At 34.8% G+C, this 21,297-nt stretch carries 17 protein-coding genes; 7 read left to right on the top strand and 10 right to left on the bottom strand.

Translation table 11 applies throughout. From position 1 onward, the window contains the following. Positions 1–79: 79 nt before the first annotated feature. From MHH88_RS07100 to MHH88_RS07110, 3 genes are all read left to right on the top strand, one after another. A complete protein-coding gene (locus tag MHH88_RS07100) occupies positions 80–4,075 on the top strand; it encodes an InlB B-repeat-containing protein (protein WP_339262106.1) in 3,996 nt (1,331 codons plus the stop codon). A gap of 297 nt (positions 4,076–4,372) precedes the next feature. Next, on the top strand, positions 4,373–6,067 hold the full coding sequence (locus MHH88_RS07105; RefSeq protein ID WP_339262107.1) for an FAD-dependent oxidoreductase: 1,695 nt from the start codon (positions 4,373–4,375) through the stop codon (positions 6,065–6,067). A 313-nt stretch (positions 6,068–6,380) separates the two neighbouring features. Continuing rightward, positions 6,381–7,502, top strand: coding sequence for an ABC transporter substrate-binding protein (locus MHH88_RS07110; protein WP_339262109.1), 1,122 nt, complete (start codon positions 6,381–6,383; stop codon positions 7,500–7,502). Positions 7,503–7,589: 87 nt separating this feature from the next. Here the strand turns inward: MHH88_RS07110 and MHH88_RS07115 are convergent, their stop codons facing one another. The 5 genes from MHH88_RS07115 to MHH88_RS07135 form a co-directional block, all read right to left on the bottom strand. Continuing rightward, positions 7,590–8,738, bottom strand: a complete 1,149-nt coding sequence (locus MHH88_RS07115; RefSeq protein WP_339262111.1) for an endospore germination permease — start codon at positions 8,736–8,738, stop codon at positions 7,590–7,592. Positions 8,739–8,756: 18 nt separating this feature from the next. Then, positions 8,757–8,996 (bottom strand): hypothetical protein, encoded by a 240-nt coding sequence (locus tag MHH88_RS07120; RefSeq protein WP_339262113.1) that lies wholly within the window; start codon positions 8,994–8,996, stop codon positions 8,757–8,759. An 8-nt stretch (positions 8,997–9,004) separates the two neighbouring features. Continuing rightward, a complete protein-coding gene (locus MHH88_RS07125; protein WP_339262115.1) occupies positions 9,005–10,192 on the bottom strand; it encodes a Ger(x)C family spore germination protein in 1,188 nt (395 codons plus the stop codon). Between the two features lie 28 nt (positions 10,193–10,220). After that, positions 10,221–11,744: a spore germination protein gene (locus MHH88_RS07130; protein WP_339262117.1), complete on the bottom strand. Its 1,524-nt coding sequence runs from the start codon at positions 11,742–11,744 to the stop codon at positions 10,221–10,223. 154 nt (positions 11,745–11,898) lie between these two features. Beyond that, positions 11,899–12,348: a hypothetical protein gene (locus MHH88_RS07135; RefSeq protein WP_339262118.1), complete on the bottom strand. Its 450-nt coding sequence runs from the start codon at positions 12,346–12,348 to the stop codon at positions 11,899–11,901. Positions 12,349–12,574: 226 nt separating this feature from the next. Here MHH88_RS07135 and MHH88_RS07140 point away from each other — a divergent pair, with 226 nt between their 5' ends. Both MHH88_RS07140 and MHH88_RS07145 read left to right on the top strand, forming a co-directional pair. After that, positions 12,575–12,787, top strand: a complete 213-nt coding sequence (locus MHH88_RS07140; protein WP_069511900.1) for a DUF3955 domain-containing protein — start codon at positions 12,575–12,577, stop codon at positions 12,785–12,787. A 274-nt stretch (positions 12,788–13,061) separates the two neighbouring features. Continuing rightward, positions 13,062–13,811: a hypothetical protein gene (locus MHH88_RS07145; RefSeq protein WP_339262121.1), complete on the top strand. Its 750-nt coding sequence runs from the start codon at positions 13,062–13,064 to the stop codon at positions 13,809–13,811. Positions 13,812–13,862: 51 nt separating this feature from the next. Here MHH88_RS07145 and MHH88_RS07150 read toward each other — a convergent pair whose 3' ends face one another. From MHH88_RS07150 to MHH88_RS07160, 3 genes are read right to left on the bottom strand one after another with little or no spacing between them, the layout of a single operon-like run. Next, positions 13,863–14,336 carry a hypothetical protein gene (locus MHH88_RS07150; RefSeq protein WP_339262122.1) on the bottom strand — a complete coding sequence of 158 codons (474 nt, stop codon included), beginning with the start codon at positions 14,334–14,336 and terminating at the stop codon, positions 13,863–13,865. Continuing rightward, positions 14,302–16,443 (bottom strand): site-specific integrase, encoded by a 2,142-nt coding sequence (locus MHH88_RS07155; RefSeq protein ID WP_339262123.1) that lies wholly within the window; start codon positions 16,441–16,443, stop codon positions 14,302–14,304. The genes MHH88_RS07150 and MHH88_RS07155 overlap by 35 nt, the downstream gene beginning before the upstream one ends. A 2-nt stretch (positions 16,444–16,445) precedes the next feature. Next, entirely contained in the window at positions 16,446–17,786 is a 1,341-nt protein-coding gene (locus tag MHH88_RS07160) for a site-specific integrase (RefSeq protein WP_339262124.1), read from the bottom strand. Between the two features lie 366 nt (positions 17,787–18,152). Between MHH88_RS07160 and MHH88_RS07165 the strand changes: the two genes are divergently transcribed. Both MHH88_RS07165 and MHH88_RS07170 read left to right on the top strand, forming a co-directional pair. Continuing rightward, positions 18,153–19,310, top strand: coding sequence for a CamS family sex pheromone protein (locus tag MHH88_RS07165; protein WP_339262125.1), 1,158 nt, complete (start codon positions 18,153–18,155; stop codon positions 19,308–19,310). Between the two features lie 105 nt (positions 19,311–19,415). Then, positions 19,416–19,706, top strand: a complete 291-nt coding sequence (locus tag MHH88_RS07170; RefSeq protein WP_339262126.1) for a hypothetical protein — start codon at positions 19,416–19,418, stop codon at positions 19,704–19,706. 49 nt (positions 19,707–19,755) lie between these two features. Here MHH88_RS07170 and MHH88_RS07175 read toward each other — a convergent pair whose 3' ends face one another. Together MHH88_RS07175 and MHH88_RS07180 are read right to left on the bottom strand one after the other, a co-directional pair. After that, positions 19,756–20,802 (bottom strand): Mrp/NBP35 family ATP-binding protein, encoded by a 1,047-nt coding sequence (locus tag MHH88_RS07175; RefSeq protein WP_339262127.1) that lies wholly within the window; start codon positions 20,800–20,802, stop codon positions 19,756–19,758. A gap of 12 nt (positions 20,803–20,814) precedes the next feature. Continuing rightward, positions 20,815–21,294: a DUF1641 domain-containing protein gene (locus tag MHH88_RS07180; RefSeq protein WP_069511894.1), complete on the bottom strand. Its 480-nt coding sequence runs from the start codon at positions 21,292–21,294 to the stop codon at positions 20,815–20,817. Between the last annotated feature and the right edge of the window lie 3 nt (positions 21,295–21,297).

The following is a 21,297-nucleotide window of genomic DNA, read 5'->3' on the forward strand; positions in this document are numbered from 1 at the left end:
ACCCTTATATTACTTTCGAGTAATATAAGAAGAATTTAGTGTTTATTTCTACTATATACTAAACGAAAAGAGGGATGGTATGAGAAAGATATGGCGACAAGTTATATCTATTTTTTCTTTATTTTTATTAAGCGCATATTCCTTAATGGGCGGTATATCTGTACAAGCAGAGATGAATGAGTCACTTCAACTTACTTTAACAACAGGAGGAGAGCCATACATAGCTGGGAATATTACTTCAGCTCCTGTCACAATTCAAGTAACAGTAATTACTGCCGATCGTGCAAATCTTCAAGTAGAGTTATCAAGAGATGCGGGAGATTCATGGACAATATTTGATACGACCTCACCACTTATAGTAACAGAGGCAGGTGACCATTCCATTTGGTTTAGAGTAGCAGGACAATCAGATATTTATAAGCAGACGATTCGTATTGCAGTGCCTCAAACCACACAAATAGCAGCAAGTAAGATTATTTATGTCAAGGCAAATGTTGCTGGTGGGACAGGTGATGGTACAAGTTGGAAGAACGCTTTTATAGATTTACAGTCGGCTTTAGAACGGGCAAATCCTGGCGATCAAATTTGGCTAGCGCAAGGCATATATACACCGACAAGATTAGATGATGTGAGGGATGCTCGTACTGCACACTTTAGAATGAAAAATGGTGTAGCCATTTATGGTGGGTTTAAAGGTGAACAAGATGAAGAAACCGTAGATAATCGAGATTTAACGCAAAATAAAACGATATTAAGTGGTGAACTTCCGAGCGGAGAAGTGGCCTATCATGTGTTTTATCATCCCAATAACTATGACGTAAAATTGAACGCCACGGCTATACTTGATGGAGTCACGATTACAAAAGGACAAGCTGATGGTTATTCCATTTTTCATCAACATGGGGGAGGTATGTTTAATTCTGGAAATCATCCAACTTTGAGGAATGTTATTTTTAGTGGAAATAATGCCAATCAATACGGAGGGGGAATGTATAATTTAGGCAGCTCTCCAACCTTAATGAATGTTGAATTTCATGACAATAAAGCGGTTTTAGGAGGCGGCATTTATAATGGAAATATGAGCACTCCGACTATAACAAATGGAATCTTCAGTCAAAATAAAGTAACAGAGAGTGGTGGTGGTATTTATAATGGTGCAAGTCACACTACTATAGAATCTGCAACATTTATAGACAATGAAGCAGGCTATTATGGAGGTGGAATGGCAAATTTCAGTGGGAGTGACACAATATTAACAAATGTGACATTTAGCGGGAATATAGCACTGCAACAAGGAGGAGGTATGTATAATCGAAAAAGTTTGCCTTCCTTAACAAGTGTAAAATTTGTGCAAAATAAAGCTGAATGGTTTGGAGGGGGCATGCGCAATGAGATGAGCAGTCACGCTATTTTACAAAATGTTCTATTTATTGAAAATGAAGCGAATGCTGGGGGCGGTATGGCTAATACAGAAAGTGCACCCCAATTAAATAAAGTTGAATTTTATAGAAATAATGCGAAAATACGCTATGGAGTAGGGGGCAATGGAGCTGGTATACAAAATAATCGGAGTAATCCGATATTGAAGGATGTAATATTTTATGGAAATATAGCGGATGCATGGGGTGGTGGAATATACAATCAGTTTGATAGTCATCCAACTATAATAGATGTAGGATTTCATTCAAATACAGCAATGCAGGGAGGCGCATTATTTAATGAGGCAAGTCATCCAACATTAATGAATGCACTTTTTGCTTCTAATAATGCAACAAATCGCATAGGGAGTGCCATCTACAATTATATCAATGGAGATGTTAGTATAATCAATGCGACGATATCTGATAATGGTCCAATAGCTATAGTCGGCGGTTCAGAAAAAAGTAAAATTATCAATAGTATAATTATTGGAAATGGCAATTCAGTACCATTGAGTAATTTTTTAGGTAAGGTAACAAATAGTTTGCTAGATGTATTCGCGAATGGGCTAGGCTACAAAGGTCAGTTATACGATGCTAATGAAAAACCTATTAGTCAAGCTATTTATACGCTTGAAGATGTATTTCTTAACCCAATTAGCGGATATTATCATTTAAAGCTTGGAGGACCTGCGATTGATGTAGGAGATTCAACTGCAAATAGTTTACCGCATGATTTAATAGGAAAAAAACGCATTCAAGGAGCCGCCATTGATTTAGGTGTATATGAAGCAACACCATACTATAAAGTTACCTATGACCCCAATAATGCAGTCGGAGGTCAAGTACCACAGGACAATACTCAATATCAAGAAAACAAAACAGTAACAGTTCAAGGAAATAGCGGCAATCTAGTAAGAGATGGCTATATATTTGCAGGCTGGAATACACAAGCAGATGGACAAGGCACGACGTATCGGGCAAATGATATTTTCCTAATCGGTACAGCAGATGTAATTCTATATGCACAGTGGACGAAAACTAATACACCAGCGTATACCGTAATCTATCATGCAAATGGCGCAACAAGTGGCATTGTACCACAGGACAGTACCCAGTATGAAGAAAACAAAACGGTAACAGTTCAAGGAAATAGTGGCAATCTAGTAAGAGATGGCTATATATTTGCAGGCTGGAATACGCAAGTAGATGGACAAGGCACGACGTATCGGGCAAATGATATTTTCCTAATCGGTACAGCAGATGTAATTCTATATGCACAGTGGACGAAAACTAATACGCCAGCGTATACCGTTACCTATCATGCAAATGGCGCAACTAGTGGAACTGTTCCACAGGATAGCATACAGTATGAAGAAAATAAAACAGTAACAGTTCAAGGAAATAGCGGACAATTAGTAAGAACAGGCTATACATTTGCAGGCTGGAATACACAAGCAGATGGACAAGGCACGACGTATCGGGCAAATGATATTTTCCTAATCGGTACAGCAGATGTAATTCTATATGCACAGTGGACGAAAACTAATACGCCTGCGTATACCGTAATCTATCATGCAAATGGCGCAACTAGTGGAACTGTTCCACAGGATAGCATACAGTATGAAGAAAATAAAACAGTAACAGTTCAAGGAAATAGCGGACAATTAGTAAGAACAGGCTATACATTTGCAGGCTGGAATACACAAGCGGATGGAAAAGGAATTTCCTATACTGAAAATGCAATCTTCCAAATGGGGAAAGCTGATGTCATATTGTATGCTCAGTGGGCATTGAATCCTTCTACACCAAGTGAAGGTAATGTCACGGGTCCATCCGCATCGGAAGGCACAATTCACGCTAATCCATCAAGGTTCATTCAAATATCCCTCGAGACAAATGGAGGGTTATCTTTAAAGGACATAGAGATTGCCTATAATACAACAGTCAGCGACTTACCTATACCGACAAGAGAAGGTTACCGTTTTGCTGGTTGGTATCAAGACAAGGAATTAACGAAACCGTGGGATAAAGGGATGCTGGTGAAAGAAAGTTTAACGCTCTATGCAAAATGGACAGCCTTACCAGTGGAAGAAGCGATAGATTCAAAGCCACCCAAAACACCACAGCCATTGCCGCCAATCGTGACTTTCCAAGATATTGAAAACCATTGGGCACAGGAAATAATTGAGGCATTGGCAACGCAAGGGATAATTACAGGCTATAAGGATGGTACTTTCCGTCCAAATGAGACGATAAGCCGCCAGCACGTAGCTGTTCTCTTAACACGTGCATATACATTTGAGGCGAGTCGTCCAACAATAGCTTTCTCAGATATAGCACCGCATCATCCGTATTATCATGAGATTACGATCTTACAGCAGGCGGGTATTATAGACGGGGTAGACGGGGCCTTTCATCCAACTGACAATCTTACACGTGCCCAATTGGCGAAAATATTAGCGAATACATTACAGCTCCAACCACAAACTACAAGTTCATTTACGGATGTAGATAGCAGTCATTGGAGTGCGGGGTATATTGGGGCACTAGAACGGGCAGGGATAGCATTGGGTGATAATGGTAAGTTCCGACCTGAAGCTTCTGTGACCAGAGCACAATTAGCAGCATTTTTATACCGAGCGATGCAGCAATAAATCTTTTAAGGGCGTGAAGCATTTCCAGTGCTTTACGCCCTTTGAGTATTTCTGTTTGTGGGAGACGCTAAATTTAGCGTTTTAAAGTATGGAAAGAAGCAATATGTTGTTACTTTATATGACGTGCATGACGAAATTTGTGATGTTGCTTTTGTGAAGCAAAATCGAAAGTTTTTCTAATGCTTCTTTAATTTGGTAAATTTTTAGTTGACTATATACCCCTATGGGTATATAGTGTATTGTGAAAGTGCTAATCAATTACATGTATTGTATTCTACATATTTTTTGGAGGGGATTTTGATGAAGAAGATTATTATTATTGGTGGAGTTGCTGGAGGCGCTTCTGCTGCGGCGAGAATTAGACGGTTAGACGAGCAAGCTGAAATTATCATGTTTGAAAAAGGGCCTCATGTATCGTTTTCAAATTGTTCTTTACCATTTTATTTAAGCGGTGTTGTGGAAGATAGTAAGCGTTTATTAATGATGACACCAGAGTCCTTTGAATCAAAATATAAAATTGATGCACGTGTAAATAGTGAAGTGATTGCGATTAATCGTCATGAAAAGTCAGTAACGATTAGAAGTACACAAACAGGAGAGCTATCAACAGAAGTATATGATGAATTAATTTTATCTCCAGGAGCTAGCCCGATTGTTCCAAATCTTCAAGGTACGGATTTACCACATGTGTTCACTGTGCGAAATGTAGTAGATATTGAACAATTACAACAAGCAATTGTTAAAAAAGATGCTCAAAATATCGCAGTTATTGGTGGCGGATTTATTGGTGTAGAGGTAGCTGAAAACCTCCGCTTAGCTGGACGCGGTGTTACTTTAGTGGAATTTGCCCCACAAATTTTAACACCATTTGATGAAGATATGGTTCAAATTTTACACAAAGAGTTATTAGATCATGGTGTGAACTTAATTGTAGGGGATGGCTTAGCAGAAATTACGACAGATTCTATTACATTAAATTCAGGAAAAACAATGGATGCTGACATTGTTGTTTTAGCGATTGGCGTTCGTCCAGAAACAACATTAGCAGTAGAGGCAGGACTAGAGATTGGTGCAACTGGTGCCATTAAAGTAAATCAAAATTATCAAACGAATGACCCGAGCATTTATGCTATTGGAGATGCCATTGAAGTGTACCATCGCTTGATGAATAAACAGACTCGTTTAGCATTAGCTGGTCCTGCACAAAAGCAAGCTCGTGCAGTTGCGGATCATATATATGGAATTACTTCGGCTAATAAAGGTGTTATAGGCTCATCGAGTATTCAAGTTTTTGATTATGCGGCAGCAGCAACAGGATTAAACGAGCGTACAGCAAAGCAAATAGGGTTACCGGTTGATGCCGTGTATATCATTGCGCCAGATAAAGTTGGGCTGATGCCTACAAGTAATCCACTTCATTTTAAATTAATTTATGAAGTACCAACCGGACGAATTGTTGGTGCACAGGCGATTGGGAAGGGGAATGCAGATAAACGAATCGATGTCATTGCGACGTTAATGACAATGAATGGAACAATTGAGGATTTAAAAGAGCTAGAGCTTTCATATTCACCAATGTTTTCAACTGCAAAAGATGTTGTTAATTTAGCGGCTCTTGTCGCAACAAATATTATGGCAGGCCGTTTCAAGCAAGTGCGTGTCAGTGAAGTACGCCAATTAGTTGAGTCGGATGCTGTCATCATTGATGTACGTGAACCTAATGAATTTGCAGATGGCGCAATCAAGGGTGCAAAAAACATTCCTTTAAGTCAATTACGTGAGCGTATGCATGAAATTCCAAAGGACGTACCTGTCTATGTCCATTGTCGTTCTGCACAACGTAGTTACAATGCGGTAATGGTGCTAGAGCATAATGATTATGATCAAGTTTACAATATCTCGGGCTCATTTTTAGGAATTAGCTTGTATGAGTATTTTAAAGATCAACAACTAAACCGTGAGCCAATTGTTACACAATATAATTTTAAATAATAGTTGTAGAAGTAAGGCAAAGAGCTTTTTGTGGATAATACTTTTTTTGAGATATGCATTGGATAGCGTTTAATGCCCTAAGTTTACATGGAGCCCTTCTGTATCATACAGAAGGGCTTTTCTTTTTAAAGCCATGTATTACCGATATTACAGCGACAATTATTATAATTATTTGCTGAATAAATATTTATGTTAAAGAATTAAATAGTGTTGAGGGTGTTGACTCTTACGACTAGTGTGGTAGAGTATTAAATGATAGTGATAATCATTATCATTTAAGTCGAAACTAACATTGTTTTAGGAGTGTAAACACATGAATTGGAAATACCCATTATCAGCATTAGCGATTTCGGCGTTATTAGTCGGCTGTAATCAGTCGGATAACGCAAATAAATCGGCATCTAATGACATTGTAGAAACAAAAGAAGAAGCGATTATAAAGGACGAGCTCAATCGTCAAATAACAGTACCAATGAACCCTGCGCGTGTTGTAGTAGGAGGCATTTTACCCTATTTCTCAACTTGGTATATTGCCACGAATTCGACACAAGAAATTGTTGGTATGCATCCAAATTCATATAATGCAGCATCGCATTCCATCTTAAAAGACATTTCACCGCATGTATTAAAAGCTGATACTTCCTTTATTCAAAATGGCGATGTGAATATTGAAGAATTGATGAAGATAAATCCAGAAGTCTATTTTGAAATTGCATCGGATGAGAAATCCATTCATAAATTAGAAGAAGCAGGGATTCCGACAGTTGCGTTACAAGCTACTGCACAATCGGATGATCCATTAGAAATTTTAAATCGCTGGTTAACATTAACGGGCGATATCACAGGGACGACAGATCGACCCGACCAAATTATTCAAGAAGGTAAAAATAATCAACAAGAAATTAACGAGAAGTTAGCGAATGTGAAAGAAGAAGATAAGCCTACAGTAATGATTCTTCAATACCATAATGATAAAGAAATATCAGTTGCTGGCTCGAATATGCACGGCAATCGATGGATTAAAGCGACAGGTGGAATAGATGTGGCAGAAGCAGATGTTCAAGGCATTAAAGCCGTTAATATGGAACAAATATATACGTGGAATCCGGATATTATTTACATTACTAATTTTACTGAAACACAGCCAAAAGACTTGTTCAATAATTCAATTCAAGGCCAAGATTGGAGTCAGTTAAAAGCAGTACAAAACAAACAAGTGTACAAAGTGCCACTAGGTATTTATCGCTGGTATCCACCAAATGGAGATGCACCTCTTATGTTAAAATGGATGGCACAGCACAATCATCCAGAAATTTTCAATTATAATATGACTGAAGAAATTCAACATTACTACACTAAATTCTACAATTATGATGTAACTGAAGAACAAGTACACGATATTTTAAATCCTTCTTCTGAAGCTGCAAGATATTAATAGATACTGAATATAAAAAAACGGTTGCCAGTGGAAAAATCCGTGGCTACCGATTTTTTTGCGTTTCTTTTAGTGTTAAATTGAGCCTTATGATGATGCATTAGGAGGCGTCTCACCATCGTTCATAGCTGGGTCGATTTTTTTCTTATTTTTTGATCTTTTGAACATCGCTATCAATAGCAAGATAATGGGTAGAAAAATAGAAAAAACAGCGATAGCAAGTGGCCATGTTTGTTGGTTGTATTTATCGGAATGAATAATATTTGCATGAACAATTTGAGAGAGTGCTATTGAGATCATGCCAAGTGGCAAAATTAATGGTCGATGATCCTTTAGTTTCAGTATTTGGCTAATCCCAATTAAAGAAGCATAATAATACATAAACGCTCGTACAAATATTGTGACCATCCACATAAAAGCCATAATAATTTCAATACGTTGCAAAAATTTTCCTACAGAAATTTTTTGTGCCAATGTATAACTAGGGAATGTTCGGATAGTGGTATTGGTAACGCCTAATACAAGTATTGATAAAGCTATAAAGATAGTAATAATAAATCCTCCAACTAATGTGCCTATATAAAATCCTTTTTTACCTGATTGTAGGTTATTGATAACCGAAGGAAAAATCATTAATAGCACGATTAATGGAAAAGAAAATAGCCCCATGAAATGTATAATGCTATAGATAAATGGTTGAATGGAAACTTCAAAAACTGGTTGCACATGTTTTATTTCTATTTGGGGTGAAACAAAGAACAAAAAAATAATAAATATCAATAAAAAGGCAGGAAATAGAATTTCTAAAGTACGAGCAAATACTTCAATCCCTTGATATGCTGCAAATAAAATTATACAGCAAAAAAGTATGGAAAAAACGACTGGAGGTGTTTCAGGCATCACCTCTGTTTGTAGGAAATTACCAATGAAATATAGTAACTCACCGGATGACAAAAGTGTTAACAGTACAAATCCGATAGAAACTACTTTGCCGATAAATTTTCCTAGAAATTTTTCAGTTACTTCTACAAGAGAAAGTTTCGCCATTTTATGTGATAACATAATAAATAGCTTTATTAATAGTAAACTTAATAGAGTACCGATTATTGCTACAATCCAAGCATCTTGCTGTACTTCTAAGGCAATACTTGCTGGTATTATTAGTACTCCTGTTCCAACTGTATAAAGGATAACAATGATTGTGAATTGACGGGAGCTTATCAATTGTTTTTTCATAATAATGCCTCTTATTTGTTATTTTTTATTTAGTAATGCTTCTTTTAGGAAGTCACTAATTGGATGAAAAATATACATAATTGGGTCCAGTGGGCTAGACTTTATAGCATTATAACTTATAGCAATATTTAAGGATGTCCCTATGACTAAAAGAATGGAGAACGTCCAAACTAGTTTTTTTCCTTCCTTTTTTAATTTAGGACGTTCGATTAAAACAATTACAAGTGTAATCACTAATATGCCTAAGGCAATGAACATAGTGTTTTTTACTCCTTTAATTTTGAATTTTGCATCGTTCCTGAACCGTGTGTATTGACGTTTACCTTGACATTTACTTCAACATTTGGATAAATGGTATGCCAATCTTCTTTTATCTTTTTCCATTTTTTTGGGTCTGCGCGATGAATCGCTTCACCAAAACCGAGAACATCTGCGTTATATTTTTCTTGGAGAACATGCAGCGCTTCATCAATATTCTTTTTGATAGATAACTCGGTTTGACGATTAATCCAATCAATCGTGGTCAAATCTGTTAAATTAATGTCACATTTCACTTCTGCAACATTTTGGACAATGTCGATGTTAACGTTGATGGTAGGTGAACCGTTCTTTATTAATCCCTTTGTTGTTGTTTTGGATTGCGTAATTTCAGTTGTTAACACACCTTCAGAAGGGCATGCAATAATTTCAATAGTTGATTTTATATTATCGTTTAAGTAATTAAAACTTTTACTGTCGTATTCATCCATATAACCGATTAATTTATCTTCTTTAAATATGGCAAGGCCAGTAAACTTAAGTTTTACAGGTGTTTCAATTCTTTCTACGTTTGTTTGGTCAATGCCTAAACTTTTATCCCCTTGAATTTCAATAGCTGATAGAACAAAATATTGATTTCCTACTCCTAATTTTGTTACTAAGTCTTCAACATCGACTTCTGAAGTAGAGCCCCATGCATCTTGCGTAATTGTAAGCGAATTTAACATCTTTTTTGCTGGTATTTTTTCTATTGGGGTTAAGACATTTAAAATATTTTTAGCCGTTGTTTGCTGTGAAACGATAATCGTAAAATCGTTTCTTATCTCCTGATCTCTTGCTAGAAAATCAATAGAATCTCGTATACCGTCTACAGCTAAATCCTCTCCAAGTACAACTAATTGTACATGTGCAAAATATAATTTTCTTGGAGACAAGGCTAATATTTTTCGAATGGCTTCAAAGACAGTTTTTCCTTTTGCATGATAAGTAACTACGGGTGCTTGTCTAGATGACGACTGTTTTGAAGAGATTTGACTAGGATCTATTACTTGTACAGAAATGGCATATTCATCATCAATAAAGTCTATACCTAGAGCAGCCACAAGTGCCAAGTCATTTAATTCACGTTTACTCCAACAACCACTAAGAATTGAAATTAGAAAGATTAATGAAATCATTAGTATAGTCTTCTTCATTAGGTACCCTCATTTAACCAAATAGTGATTAGCGATTTTTGCGTCCTCTTACATTATTCATTTGACTAATTAGTCGCGGACGTGTTAGTAAAGAACCACGCGGTAAAACAATTAAAGCATCTTTTTGATCCTTCGGTATTAAAGGGGCATATGGGCTCATATATGGAACGCCAAAAGAACGTAAGCTACATAAATGAATGATTAATAGCATAATTCCAACAAATAAGCCAAACAGTCCGAACATCGCTGCCAAGCCCATTAATGGGAAGCGTAAAATACGAATTGAATTGGAAAGGCCATATGCTGGGAACAGAAAACTACAAATGGCTGTTAAAGCAACAATAATGACCATTGCTGCGGATACAATGCCTGCCTCAACGGCTGCTTGTCCAATAATAAGTGTGCCAACTATCGAAATGGCTGATCCAATCATTCTCGGCATCCTCAAACCAGCTTCTCTTAAAACTTCAAAGGCGATTTCCATAATTAAAGCTTCAACAAAAGCAGGGAATGGAACGCCTTCTCGCTGCGCATATATACTAATTAGGAGCGATGTTGGCAGCATTTCTTGATGAAAGGTCGTTAAAGAAATATAAAGTGATGGAGCAACCAATGCCAAACTAATACCTAAAAATCGGATAAGACGAATGAATGAACTAACAAATGCGCTCTGATAATAATCTTCTGCTGATTGTAAAAAGGAAGTGAATAGGGCAGGTACAATTAAAACAAAAGGTGTACCATCCACTAGAATAGCAATCTTTCCTTCTAATAATTCTCCAGCTATAACATCTGGTCTTTCGGAATTGTAGATGGTAGGAAATAAAGTAAACTTTGTATCCTGAATTAATTGTTCAATGTAACCACTCTCTAAAATACCATCAATCGTAATTTGATCTAATCGATGCAGTACTTCATCCACTATTTTTTCATTAGCTATGCCATTTATATACATAACGGCGATTTCGGTTTGTGTAACCTCACCTATCACTCTTGATTTTATCCATAGATTAGGGCTTTTTATTTTTCGTCGAATTAAAGCTGTATTCGTTCGTAAAGTTTCGGTGAATGATTCTCTAGGCCCTCTAATAACTGCTTCTGTAACGGGTTCTGTTATCGCCCTATCTTTGACTCGTTTAGTACTTGTTGAAATACCGATAGCAAGCCCATCTATTAATAAAATAGTTTCGCCACTTAAAATAGCATTTAACAATGATGAAAAGTCCGCAATATCTTTTATACTGCCAACAGTTATGCAATAAGCTTTTAATCGCATCGCAATTTCTTCCAAAGTAGTTTCAGATGTCACTTCAAAATTAGAAATAATAGATTCTAAAACAAAGTCGTTAATCGAAGTATTATCTGCTAGACCATCCGTATACATAATAGCGATTGGTATCTCCAACGGTTTGCCAACCAAAAATTCACGGATAATAATATCATTGCTATTACCTAGTGAGTTTTGAATGGTCTTAATATTTTCTAGGAGAGATGTAGAAAGAGATGTAATCGTTTTATTTTCTAAGAGATTATCATTTTCGGCATTACTCACTACAGTGTCCTCCTTTAGTTTTCTATTTAATAGAATATGCAAATGATAGCGTGTTTATACCAAATAATAGAATTGCTGTTTCATAAATTATCTAAAATAAATGAAATGAATAGAAATAAAAAAACAGACATATGAGGATTGTCTGTTTTGAAATCTATTTTTCGCTTGTCCAAATGCTAGGTTGTTCGAAGGAGACAATATCTACTATATGGTCTAGACAAACAATTTGATAGTGGATTAATTCTTTATAAGAATATATTTCCTGTGCAATCGTTGTTTGACATACAAAATCTAAATAGGCGGATTTTGTAAAGATGCGTATGGTATGTCCTCGAAATTCATCTTCGTTATTGACAAAGTGGAATGACTCATCAAAAACAGTGTACGCTACATACGAATCGAATTCGATATGGATTTGTGGTAATGTCTTATCCATTTCAATGGGATAGGCATCATGTAATTGATATTCATGAATGTTGACATCCTCGCTTTTTGAACTGATGGAAGCTCTATTAATCGAAATCCTTAAAGAGTTTGTTCCAGGCTCTGTTATCTTATCTAAAAATAAATAACCTTCTCGCTGCATTAAATCCTCATAGTTCATAAATACACCCTTCCATATTTATATAAGATTTTTGGTTATTTTATAATATTAAATTTTGAAAGTCAAAAATAAAAGCACATTCTAAAGAATAAAAATTTATCGTTTTACGATAAAAAATAATTGACTTAGGTTAAATAATTCGTTTATGATAGCAACAGGGTAGCAAGAGATTTGGTGGCTAAATTAAAACACTGAATCAAAAATATTTATATGGAGGGACAAAGAAATGAAGAAATATTTGTTAGCTTCAACACCAATTGTTTTAGGAGTCATCAGCTTTTTAATCTTTATGATAAAGGGGAGTAGTGTTGCACCTGATGGTACATTAGAGGAACCGTTCTTTTTAATTCCAATAGGATTTTTGTTGTTATTTATTGGTTGTATTTGTGTAGTAGGGGTAGTATTGTTGTCGTTAATCCAAAAAACAAGACATGTTTGAGTATGAATTCATTAAAAACCCTGTTTTATTTTTTATTAAAAGTCAACTAAATAATAAAAAAACATATGATATTTATGGTTATATAAGATGTTTAACATTTTAATATCTAACCAAAAGGAGTCGACTAATTTTAGTCGACTCCTTTTTAAAATGTAAATAAATCATGGCTAGATAAGAGGGTTTTTACTATAATTCGGCAAATTACATAAAGAGATAGTTTTTTGAACTATTCTTTAAGCTATTAATAACTTTAGTAGAAAAGGAGCTATAAATAATGGATGATAAAGAATTAGAAGTCTTTGACAATATGTTGTTTAGAGGTAATGAAGCAGAATATTTAGAGATTACCGAAATAATTAGTAATTGTATTACGGAAATAAAAAAATCAAATAACATTAGATATATGATTTTAGAGACTTGGCTAGTGATAGATTTCTTTGTTTTGGATGCAATTGGTAAAGCTTTTAATCTAAATAAGTTCAACACTACCGAGTATGACTGTAAGTTAGAAGTCCTACCAAAAAGTTTTTCTGCTAGAGTGTCAATACTTGAAAAGCTGTTAGAAAATCAAAAAGCTCTACCTATTGACCCAAATGAGAATGCAATAAAACTACCAGGTAAATTTTGGAGGTTTATAAAAAAAGAAGATGAGGCTTTATATCGTAAGTTCCTAGAGTTATTGGAGACATATTACCAAAAGCATTACCCAGAAATTAGTAAAAAAGAAAAAGAAAAAGAAATGTGGAAGGGATATATACATAAGTCAGATTTGTTTTCTGAAACGGTAACATATAGGGCTAACGAATTATGGTATGAAACGTATAAAACAATCGATAAAAAATGGTTCGAACGTACTCGAAACATAAATAGAATTAGAAATAAAGCAGCACATTCTTATAACCCTAATGATATTTATGAAGAGTTAAATAAAACCTTAAAGTTTAATGGTAAAAATAATTTCAAAAAAACCAAACGTTATTTACTAGAAACGATAGAAGAATTACTAAAAGTGAAAATAACTTAGAGCATAAGTAAAAAAATCTCTACCAGATTTAAAGTTTGGTAGAGATTCCTTTTATTTAAATTGTTCGAATTGATTACTAACCCAACGTTGTTGATTATCTGCAACATATTGTTCAACTTCAATTAAACGGTTAACCAATTCAGCCTTAGAAAGTTGCATATATTTCTTTCTAGCGTTATTTGAGTCCCGATTAGGGGAAATCCTTCTTAAAGTGGATTCATCAAACGTAGAAGGCTTCTCAGGCTTTTTACGAGTGTTCTTAACTTTATAAGTTCTACTATGCTTTTTGTAATACTCATATAGTTCTTCATTTCGTTTGATAGTATTTATGTGAATACCTTTCTTTTTATCATCAAATGCTTTTGAATGCTCCGAAATATTATGATAGGTTACAGAAATCCCCTGTTTAACAAGAAAATCAATAGTTTGTATGCCAATAGAAACAGAACGTTCCTTACGTTGCTGATGTACTTTATCAAGCCATTGGAATTTATCTGAATGGATTTCTTCTGGTGATTGGTTCAAAGCTACGCTCCTTTCTATACTGCTTAATTAAATCAATTTCTTTTAGTTCAATTTTAGCTTGCTTTGTCATCTCTTTTGCTTTTCGAACTTCGACCTCTAATCCCATTTGTTTAAATCGTTTTTCCATATCTTTTGATAATTGGATAACCTCTAATAATTCATCCTCTTGGTCTGGTTCCGGTATTTTTGCTTTGCAACCTAAACATTGCATTTTGGTAGGGCAAACGTAGTCTGTAACGCACGTACCACCCAATACTTTATTGAATATACCAACTTTTTCAGCATAGGTATCAAATTCTTTTTGTAACTCTTGTGGACTTCTTAAATACACATCATCAACATCTACATAGCTTGAAATAACATCATGTAACTCACTTACGGATTCTGCGATTTGACTAGGTGTAGGAGCTGAATAATACTCTGTTACGTTAAAATCCTTTTGATGCAACATTTTTGCGACGATATCAATCGGTATTTTTTGCCGTTGAACAGCTTCTGTAGCGAATGCATGACGCAATAGGTGTGTTTTTAGAGTTACAGCTTGTCCGTTCTGCATCTCAAACAATAATCCATGAAGTAAAAATCGAATGGAACTGTATAAAGCAAATTTTTTAAATGCTTTGCCTTCGTATTGAAAATAATAAGGCAAAGGTGTGGAGAATAAATGCTTTCTTTCATCTCTGTACAGGACGCTTGGAATTTTGTCACTACCATAATGTACTTTTAACATCCTTGATACCATTTGAATATGTTCCATCGTTTGTTTACTTATATAAAATTCTTCTAATGAATCTCTTCCTTTAGGAATAGCACTATAGGAATAGTGTAGCTTATTATTAATTTTCTTTACCTTAATACATTCTTTTGTATTATTAATTTGAAGTAATTCGTTCTTTCTTGCACCTGTTGTTGTTAAAATATCGATGGCTAATAGACCAAATGTACAAGCTGCATAAAATGGCTCTACATCAATTAGTAAACCTTCTGCTTTATCCTGATGAAGAGTAACGAATGTTGAAGGTGTAATTATACCTTTATGTTGTGAGAAAAACGGAAGAGGTTTTTTCTCATTTTCAGATCCATATCCCCACAAAGACAAAAATTTTAAAATCTCCTCATGTTCTTCAACTGGTCTGTATTGTGACCAATGACCTAAAACATTATGCTCGATTAATTCATTAAACCAAAGACCTTCTGGTTCCGACTCACTCTTTATTGATTCAGCACGAATAAATTCAAGGAAATAAGAATTATTTTCATCAGAATAAGTTGATTTTTTTTGTTTTGCTTGCTTTATAACAACATCTGAAAATTCCTTTTGATGATTCAGTACAAAGGAGGGTTTATCCCATAAGCGAAAATAAAATACTTCCCCAATCCTTTTGGGTTCTGCATAGGAAAATTCAATTGGTAATGATATTGAATTTGCTTCTATATTCCTAATTTGTTGCTGAAAAGTATCTCTTAGTCTTTTCATTTGATTCCATCGTAAATTTGCTTCTGCACGTATTGTTGAAAGATGTGGAACAATAGCATCTGTTTCATCTTTGCGAGTATTCTGTGCTTGTTCCAATGCTAATTTATTAAAGGAAAAATCTCTACTATCAAATGACAAGGGTGGTAATAAAAATTTTTGCAAATATTCTCGTTCATCTGTTGGAAGGTTATTATAAATCCACTTTTTAGTATTGTATTCAGATGATTTATAATCTTTTAGTAATGCCAATTTCATATTGTTAGAAGAATTGGCACAAATATTACCTTGTAAATATTTATATAAATGAACATTTGGCTCGAAATCTGAAAATGAAGTCATGTTAAAATCTTTAAAAATATCTTTGAATCTTGGGTGTAAGGTAGTTAATTTATTCATTACACTTACATGGTCTATATTATTAGCTAAATCAATTAATGCTATAAGCAATAATTGATTTTTCCACTCAAAAGTTAAGCAGTTATTATGCAAATATTTAAGCACCCGCTCGTCTAATTTATCAAATAAAAATTCACCTCTGTTATTTTGTAGGCACATTAATCGAGTATCCATTTGCCCAAGCATTTTATCGTACCATTCTGTTTCTGGCCTTAACTGTGCTGTTTCAGTCAATATTACTCCAACCCTTCCAATAATTCTTTTAAATCTTCATCAAAGTTTTCGACAGTTGATGATTCAATAACTCTCAAATTTAGTTTTGATTTCCTTGAAGATTGCTGTTGCTTAACATAGTCCTGTTCGTTTTGCTGCATTTGCTCTAACATTTTGTCGTGTGCTTCTCGATGCTTCTTTTCATCAAAATGATGCTCATAGACAGCCATCGTATCTGGATTTTTCCACTTCATATATTTAATCAACTCATTTTTTCGTTGTTGTATTTCTGATTCACTTTTTGAGACATTATAAATTTCTCGTAATCGAGAAGTAACGAACCAGTGCCTTGCTTTATGCGGATTTAAACTTAGCTCATTTATCTTCACTGCTCGATTCCAATGATAGTACCAAGCGTGATAAGTCAGAGGTGTGCCGTTTGCTGATAAAAAGATGGGGGCATCATCTGGTAACTGTTCAAAAGTTAAATGATTTTCGTCTAAGGATTTTCTTTCAGTATCTATATAGTGGAACAATCTTTTCACCGTATCTTTACTAACACGAATAAACTTAATTTTTTTACCATGACTCCCTTTATTGAAGGTAATAAATTCTTGATGACTTTTACGTTTGCGGTAATCTCCAATTGTTAATTCAATAATTTCTGATGCCCTTGCACCCGTTTCAAATAACATACGAGCTATCACCATTTCACGAAGCGACCAACTTACTTTCTTCCCCGCTTGATATACTTGATATGGTAAATCTATATCATCAATAATTTGTGGTTGCCACTCCTCATTAATAATTTTAAAATAGGAATCTGTTAATCTCCGATGGGAAATGGCTTCTTCTGTGCCTGCAATTGAAGGCATTCTTGGCTTATCTTCTCGAATACCTTTTATTTCTTCTTTATAGCTGTGTAAGATAGCCTGACCATCTATCAACGGATTCCTAAAGTGATACTGTTTTAACCGAATCATTGACTTATAGAATGATTTTAAGGCTGATAAAAACCTACTAATTGTATTAGGACTCTTGTTAGTCAAATTTACAAAGCGAAAGGTATCTTTATCACGAATCTTACATTTCATTTCATGCATTAAATAATATTCAACCACTACACGTATTTTCTCTTCTGAATCATTCCATTGCACTTTGTTTCCTTGATAGTTACTCTCTTTATCTAACCATTTAAAAAATGGAAGTAAGCAATTCAAATATGATATTGCAGAGCTTTTATCAATTCTCCCTAAACAATCATGGTAATAATCAGTCAAAGGAAAAAAAGGTTGGTTATCTTTAAATACAAGTAATTGATACTTACTTTCAATGTGCTGTGGGCAATACTCAAACCAATACAAATAATAACCTCCAGTACGAACGTATGTTTCTACTTTAATCTTTCCTATAAGCCTTGTAAAGTGTTTAACCTTTTAAGTAATCCTTACGAAGAATCTAAAGCAAAATAAAAAGCACATCACTAAAATTTGCATTTAGTAATGTGCATTTTCATTTAATGTGTAACATTTTAAAAGAAACACTATTGAATAAGGATTAATGTACAATTACTTGTACTTAATCTTACAGATTAGCAGGGTTTTTTGTATGGTGTAAAAAATAGAATAAGAGGGTAGTTAATCAGGTAAAGGTTATTTCTGGCGTTAACCTATCTACGTACAATTTATGGTAATATTAGGTATAGACCTATTTGTAGAGAAATGCCTGAAATGACAATGATTAAGGAGCAAAATGAAATGGTTATAAAAAAGAGTGCGCTCATTTGGCTATCCCCTTTGTTTTTTTTAGCTGCTTGTAGTGATAATGACGATGTAAATACGAAAGAAGAAAAAATGTATATTTCTTCAATTCAAAAAAAGGAAATCTATGAAATTCAACAGCCTGCCAAACAGAACGTATCAAGAGGGCTAATTGTTAGTCACATGAACAATTCAATAAATATCAATGAAATCGAAAAAGGACTCATGAATTTATCAGTTGACCATTTTTCGCCAAATAGTTTTTATATGCAAGAAGGACAATATTTAGATAAAACTATTATAAATCAATGGTTAGCTAGAAAAACGGAAGAAGGTTTAGGGTTAAATCCAGCTATCAAAAATAGTACGGGTAATGTTTTAGAAGATGAAAAAGAGAATCCGCTCATCTTATCACATGTGTTAGAGCAAAATTTTATTAACAAAAAAAGTGGGAAAATCGAAGGAATGTCTTTAGCTATATCGTTAAATGAATTTTATGATATTCGCGTGTCTGATGATAAAGGCTTGATTTATACAGGGCAAGTGAAAGTAGATAATAATGATGATGATGTGAATGATGTTGCTAAGTATGGTAAAGAAGTGGCTGAAAGAATTATAAAAGATATAAGGAAAAATGCAACAATACCTAATGTTCCAATCTATTTAACGTTGTATCAAGAGTCCAATAAAAACGATATTATTCCAGGTGTGTTTTTGGCTGATACTTATATTGCAGAAGGAAAGGAGAAAATAGATAAATGGAATGACATTGATAAAAAAGACTATACGTTTCCTTCTGATGCGTTATATAGTTTGGATCAAGATACATATAATCAATTATTGAAGTTTAAGGAAGATATACAACAGAATTTCAAACATTTAAATCCTAAAATAATTGGAAAGTTGCGATATGAAAATGGTAAGTTAGCTGATATAAAAATAGAGGTACATGCCCCTCTAATAAACGATACAGAACTGATTGGGCTTTTACAGTTTATAGGGACAAAACTAAACACTATTTTATTTGACTATGTGCCTGTGACGATTCGTATTATCGATCAAAAAGAAGATGTCGGCATTGTTCTATGGGATCCAAAAGAAAAACAAATATTTGCTACCCCGATTTAGTTTTAGTGACAGGCACCCAAACAATTCTGATAATTATTCGTATCGAAAAGTAGTAGTTATTTAAATAGGAAGAAACTCTATATTGAAGGATGGCAGTTAAACAACATGCATAAGCAATTAGTGGATTGGATTATACGCTTTCAAAGGGATCAAGATATTGAAGCATTGGCACATTTAAAAAGCTATTGTTACAATATAATTGAGACTTTGATTGGAGAATTTACAGCGAAATACGGTGAAGAGGCAGGAGCGTTATTACGCTTAAAATGGGATAAACGCTTTTCTTTTATTTTTACAAAGTATCAGGTGCATGTAGGGTTACCTTTAGATACATTTGTCCAAAATACGTATCGTTTTTATTTCATACAAGTGTTAAAAAAAGCGGGTTATTTGTAGCAAGGAAAATCCCTTGATTTGTCACTAAGCAAATCAAGGGATTGTTGTTTTATTGAAATAGTAAATCTTCTGCTAGATGTGTAAAGATTTCGCCAATCACTGTTTCTTCATCGTATATGGAGGAGCCTGTATTTTCTTCAGGCTGGGCGAAAGGAATATGGGCAATCACTTCAGTTTGGAGTAATTTTGCCAATTGTTCGGCTCCACCTTGTCCAAATAGATAGTTTTTTTGACCATCTGCCCCTTCAAAATAAGCCATGTTTTCAACTACACCAAGAATAGAATGTTTCGTATGTTGAGCCATTAAGCCTGCACGGGATGCGACGTGAGAAGCAGCCAAATGCGGTGTTGTTACGATAATTTCTTGTGCTTGTGGAATCATCGCCGCCATATCAATCGCCACATCCCCAGTTCCTGGTGGTAAATCAATTAGCAGAAAATCCAACTCTCCCCATAAAGTGTTGACAAGGAAATTGCGAATCCATTTGTTGAGCATTGGTCCACGCCACATAACAGGTTGGTTCCCATTGGTGAAAAAGCCCATTGACATCAATTTAACCCCTTGACTTTCAACTGGAATCGCAATTTGGTCAAGCATGGTAGGTTTTTGCTCAATGTTCATCATAGCAGGGATACTAAAGCCATAAATATCAGCATCTAGTATACCTACACGTTTGCCAAGACGAGCAAGAGCGACCGCTAAATTAATGGTCACTGTCGACTTCCCAACGCCACCTTTACCACTTGTGATAGCAATAAACTGCACACCTGAATGAAGCTGCAACATGTTTGGCATCCCTTGTTCGTTACTATTTTTCGCTTGTAGAAGGGTCGATAGTGCACGACGTTCCTGTTCAGTCATAACACCAAAGGTAACGGCAACACTGGAGGCACCAATCGCTTGTAGTGCCTCCTCCACATCTTGCTGAATTTTTGCTTTTAACGGACAGCCTGGTGTAGTTAACATAATATCCAGTGATAGATGGGTGCCGCTTATGTGAATATTGCGTACCATATTTAATGTGACAATACTCTGATGAAGCTCAGGATCTTGAACTTGTTGTAATGCGTTGATAACATCTTCTTGTACTAACATATTAGAACCACCTTATTCTTTTAACCCTTTGCCAAGTCCCTTTAAGAAATGCACACCAAAATTAAGTGCGCGATTGACATCTGGATCATTTAACATTTTGACTAGTTTAAAGGCACTAACTTTGTCATCGGATTCAAGTGCTTTGTTAGCTTCCTCTACCCCTGAATTTAAGCCTTCAATCAGCTTAGTCGTTGTTTCAGGATTTAGCTCTGTCAATGCTCCCGCAACACCCATTAAATTATTAATGATATTGGTTACAGGCTTTCGTGTTAATTGTCCAAGTGCAACATGAGCCACTTCTTCTTTAGCTTCTAGTAGTTTCATTGCAGCTTCTAGTGCACCGATATCATTTAATTCAGCTATAATATGCAATACTTGTTGGACAGCTTCTTCTTGCTCAGAAAGCAGTTGTTTAAGATTATCTAATTTTTGCTCCTTGAGCTGTTCGTCTGTTACTTGTTGTTTTTTTATACTTGTAATGGGTTCAGCCATGTT

The organism is Lysinibacillus sp. FSL K6-3209 (assembly GCF_037976175.1).
Lineage (GTDB): Bacteria > Bacillota > Bacilli > Bacillales_A > Planococcaceae > Lysinibacillus > Lysinibacillus sphaericus_D.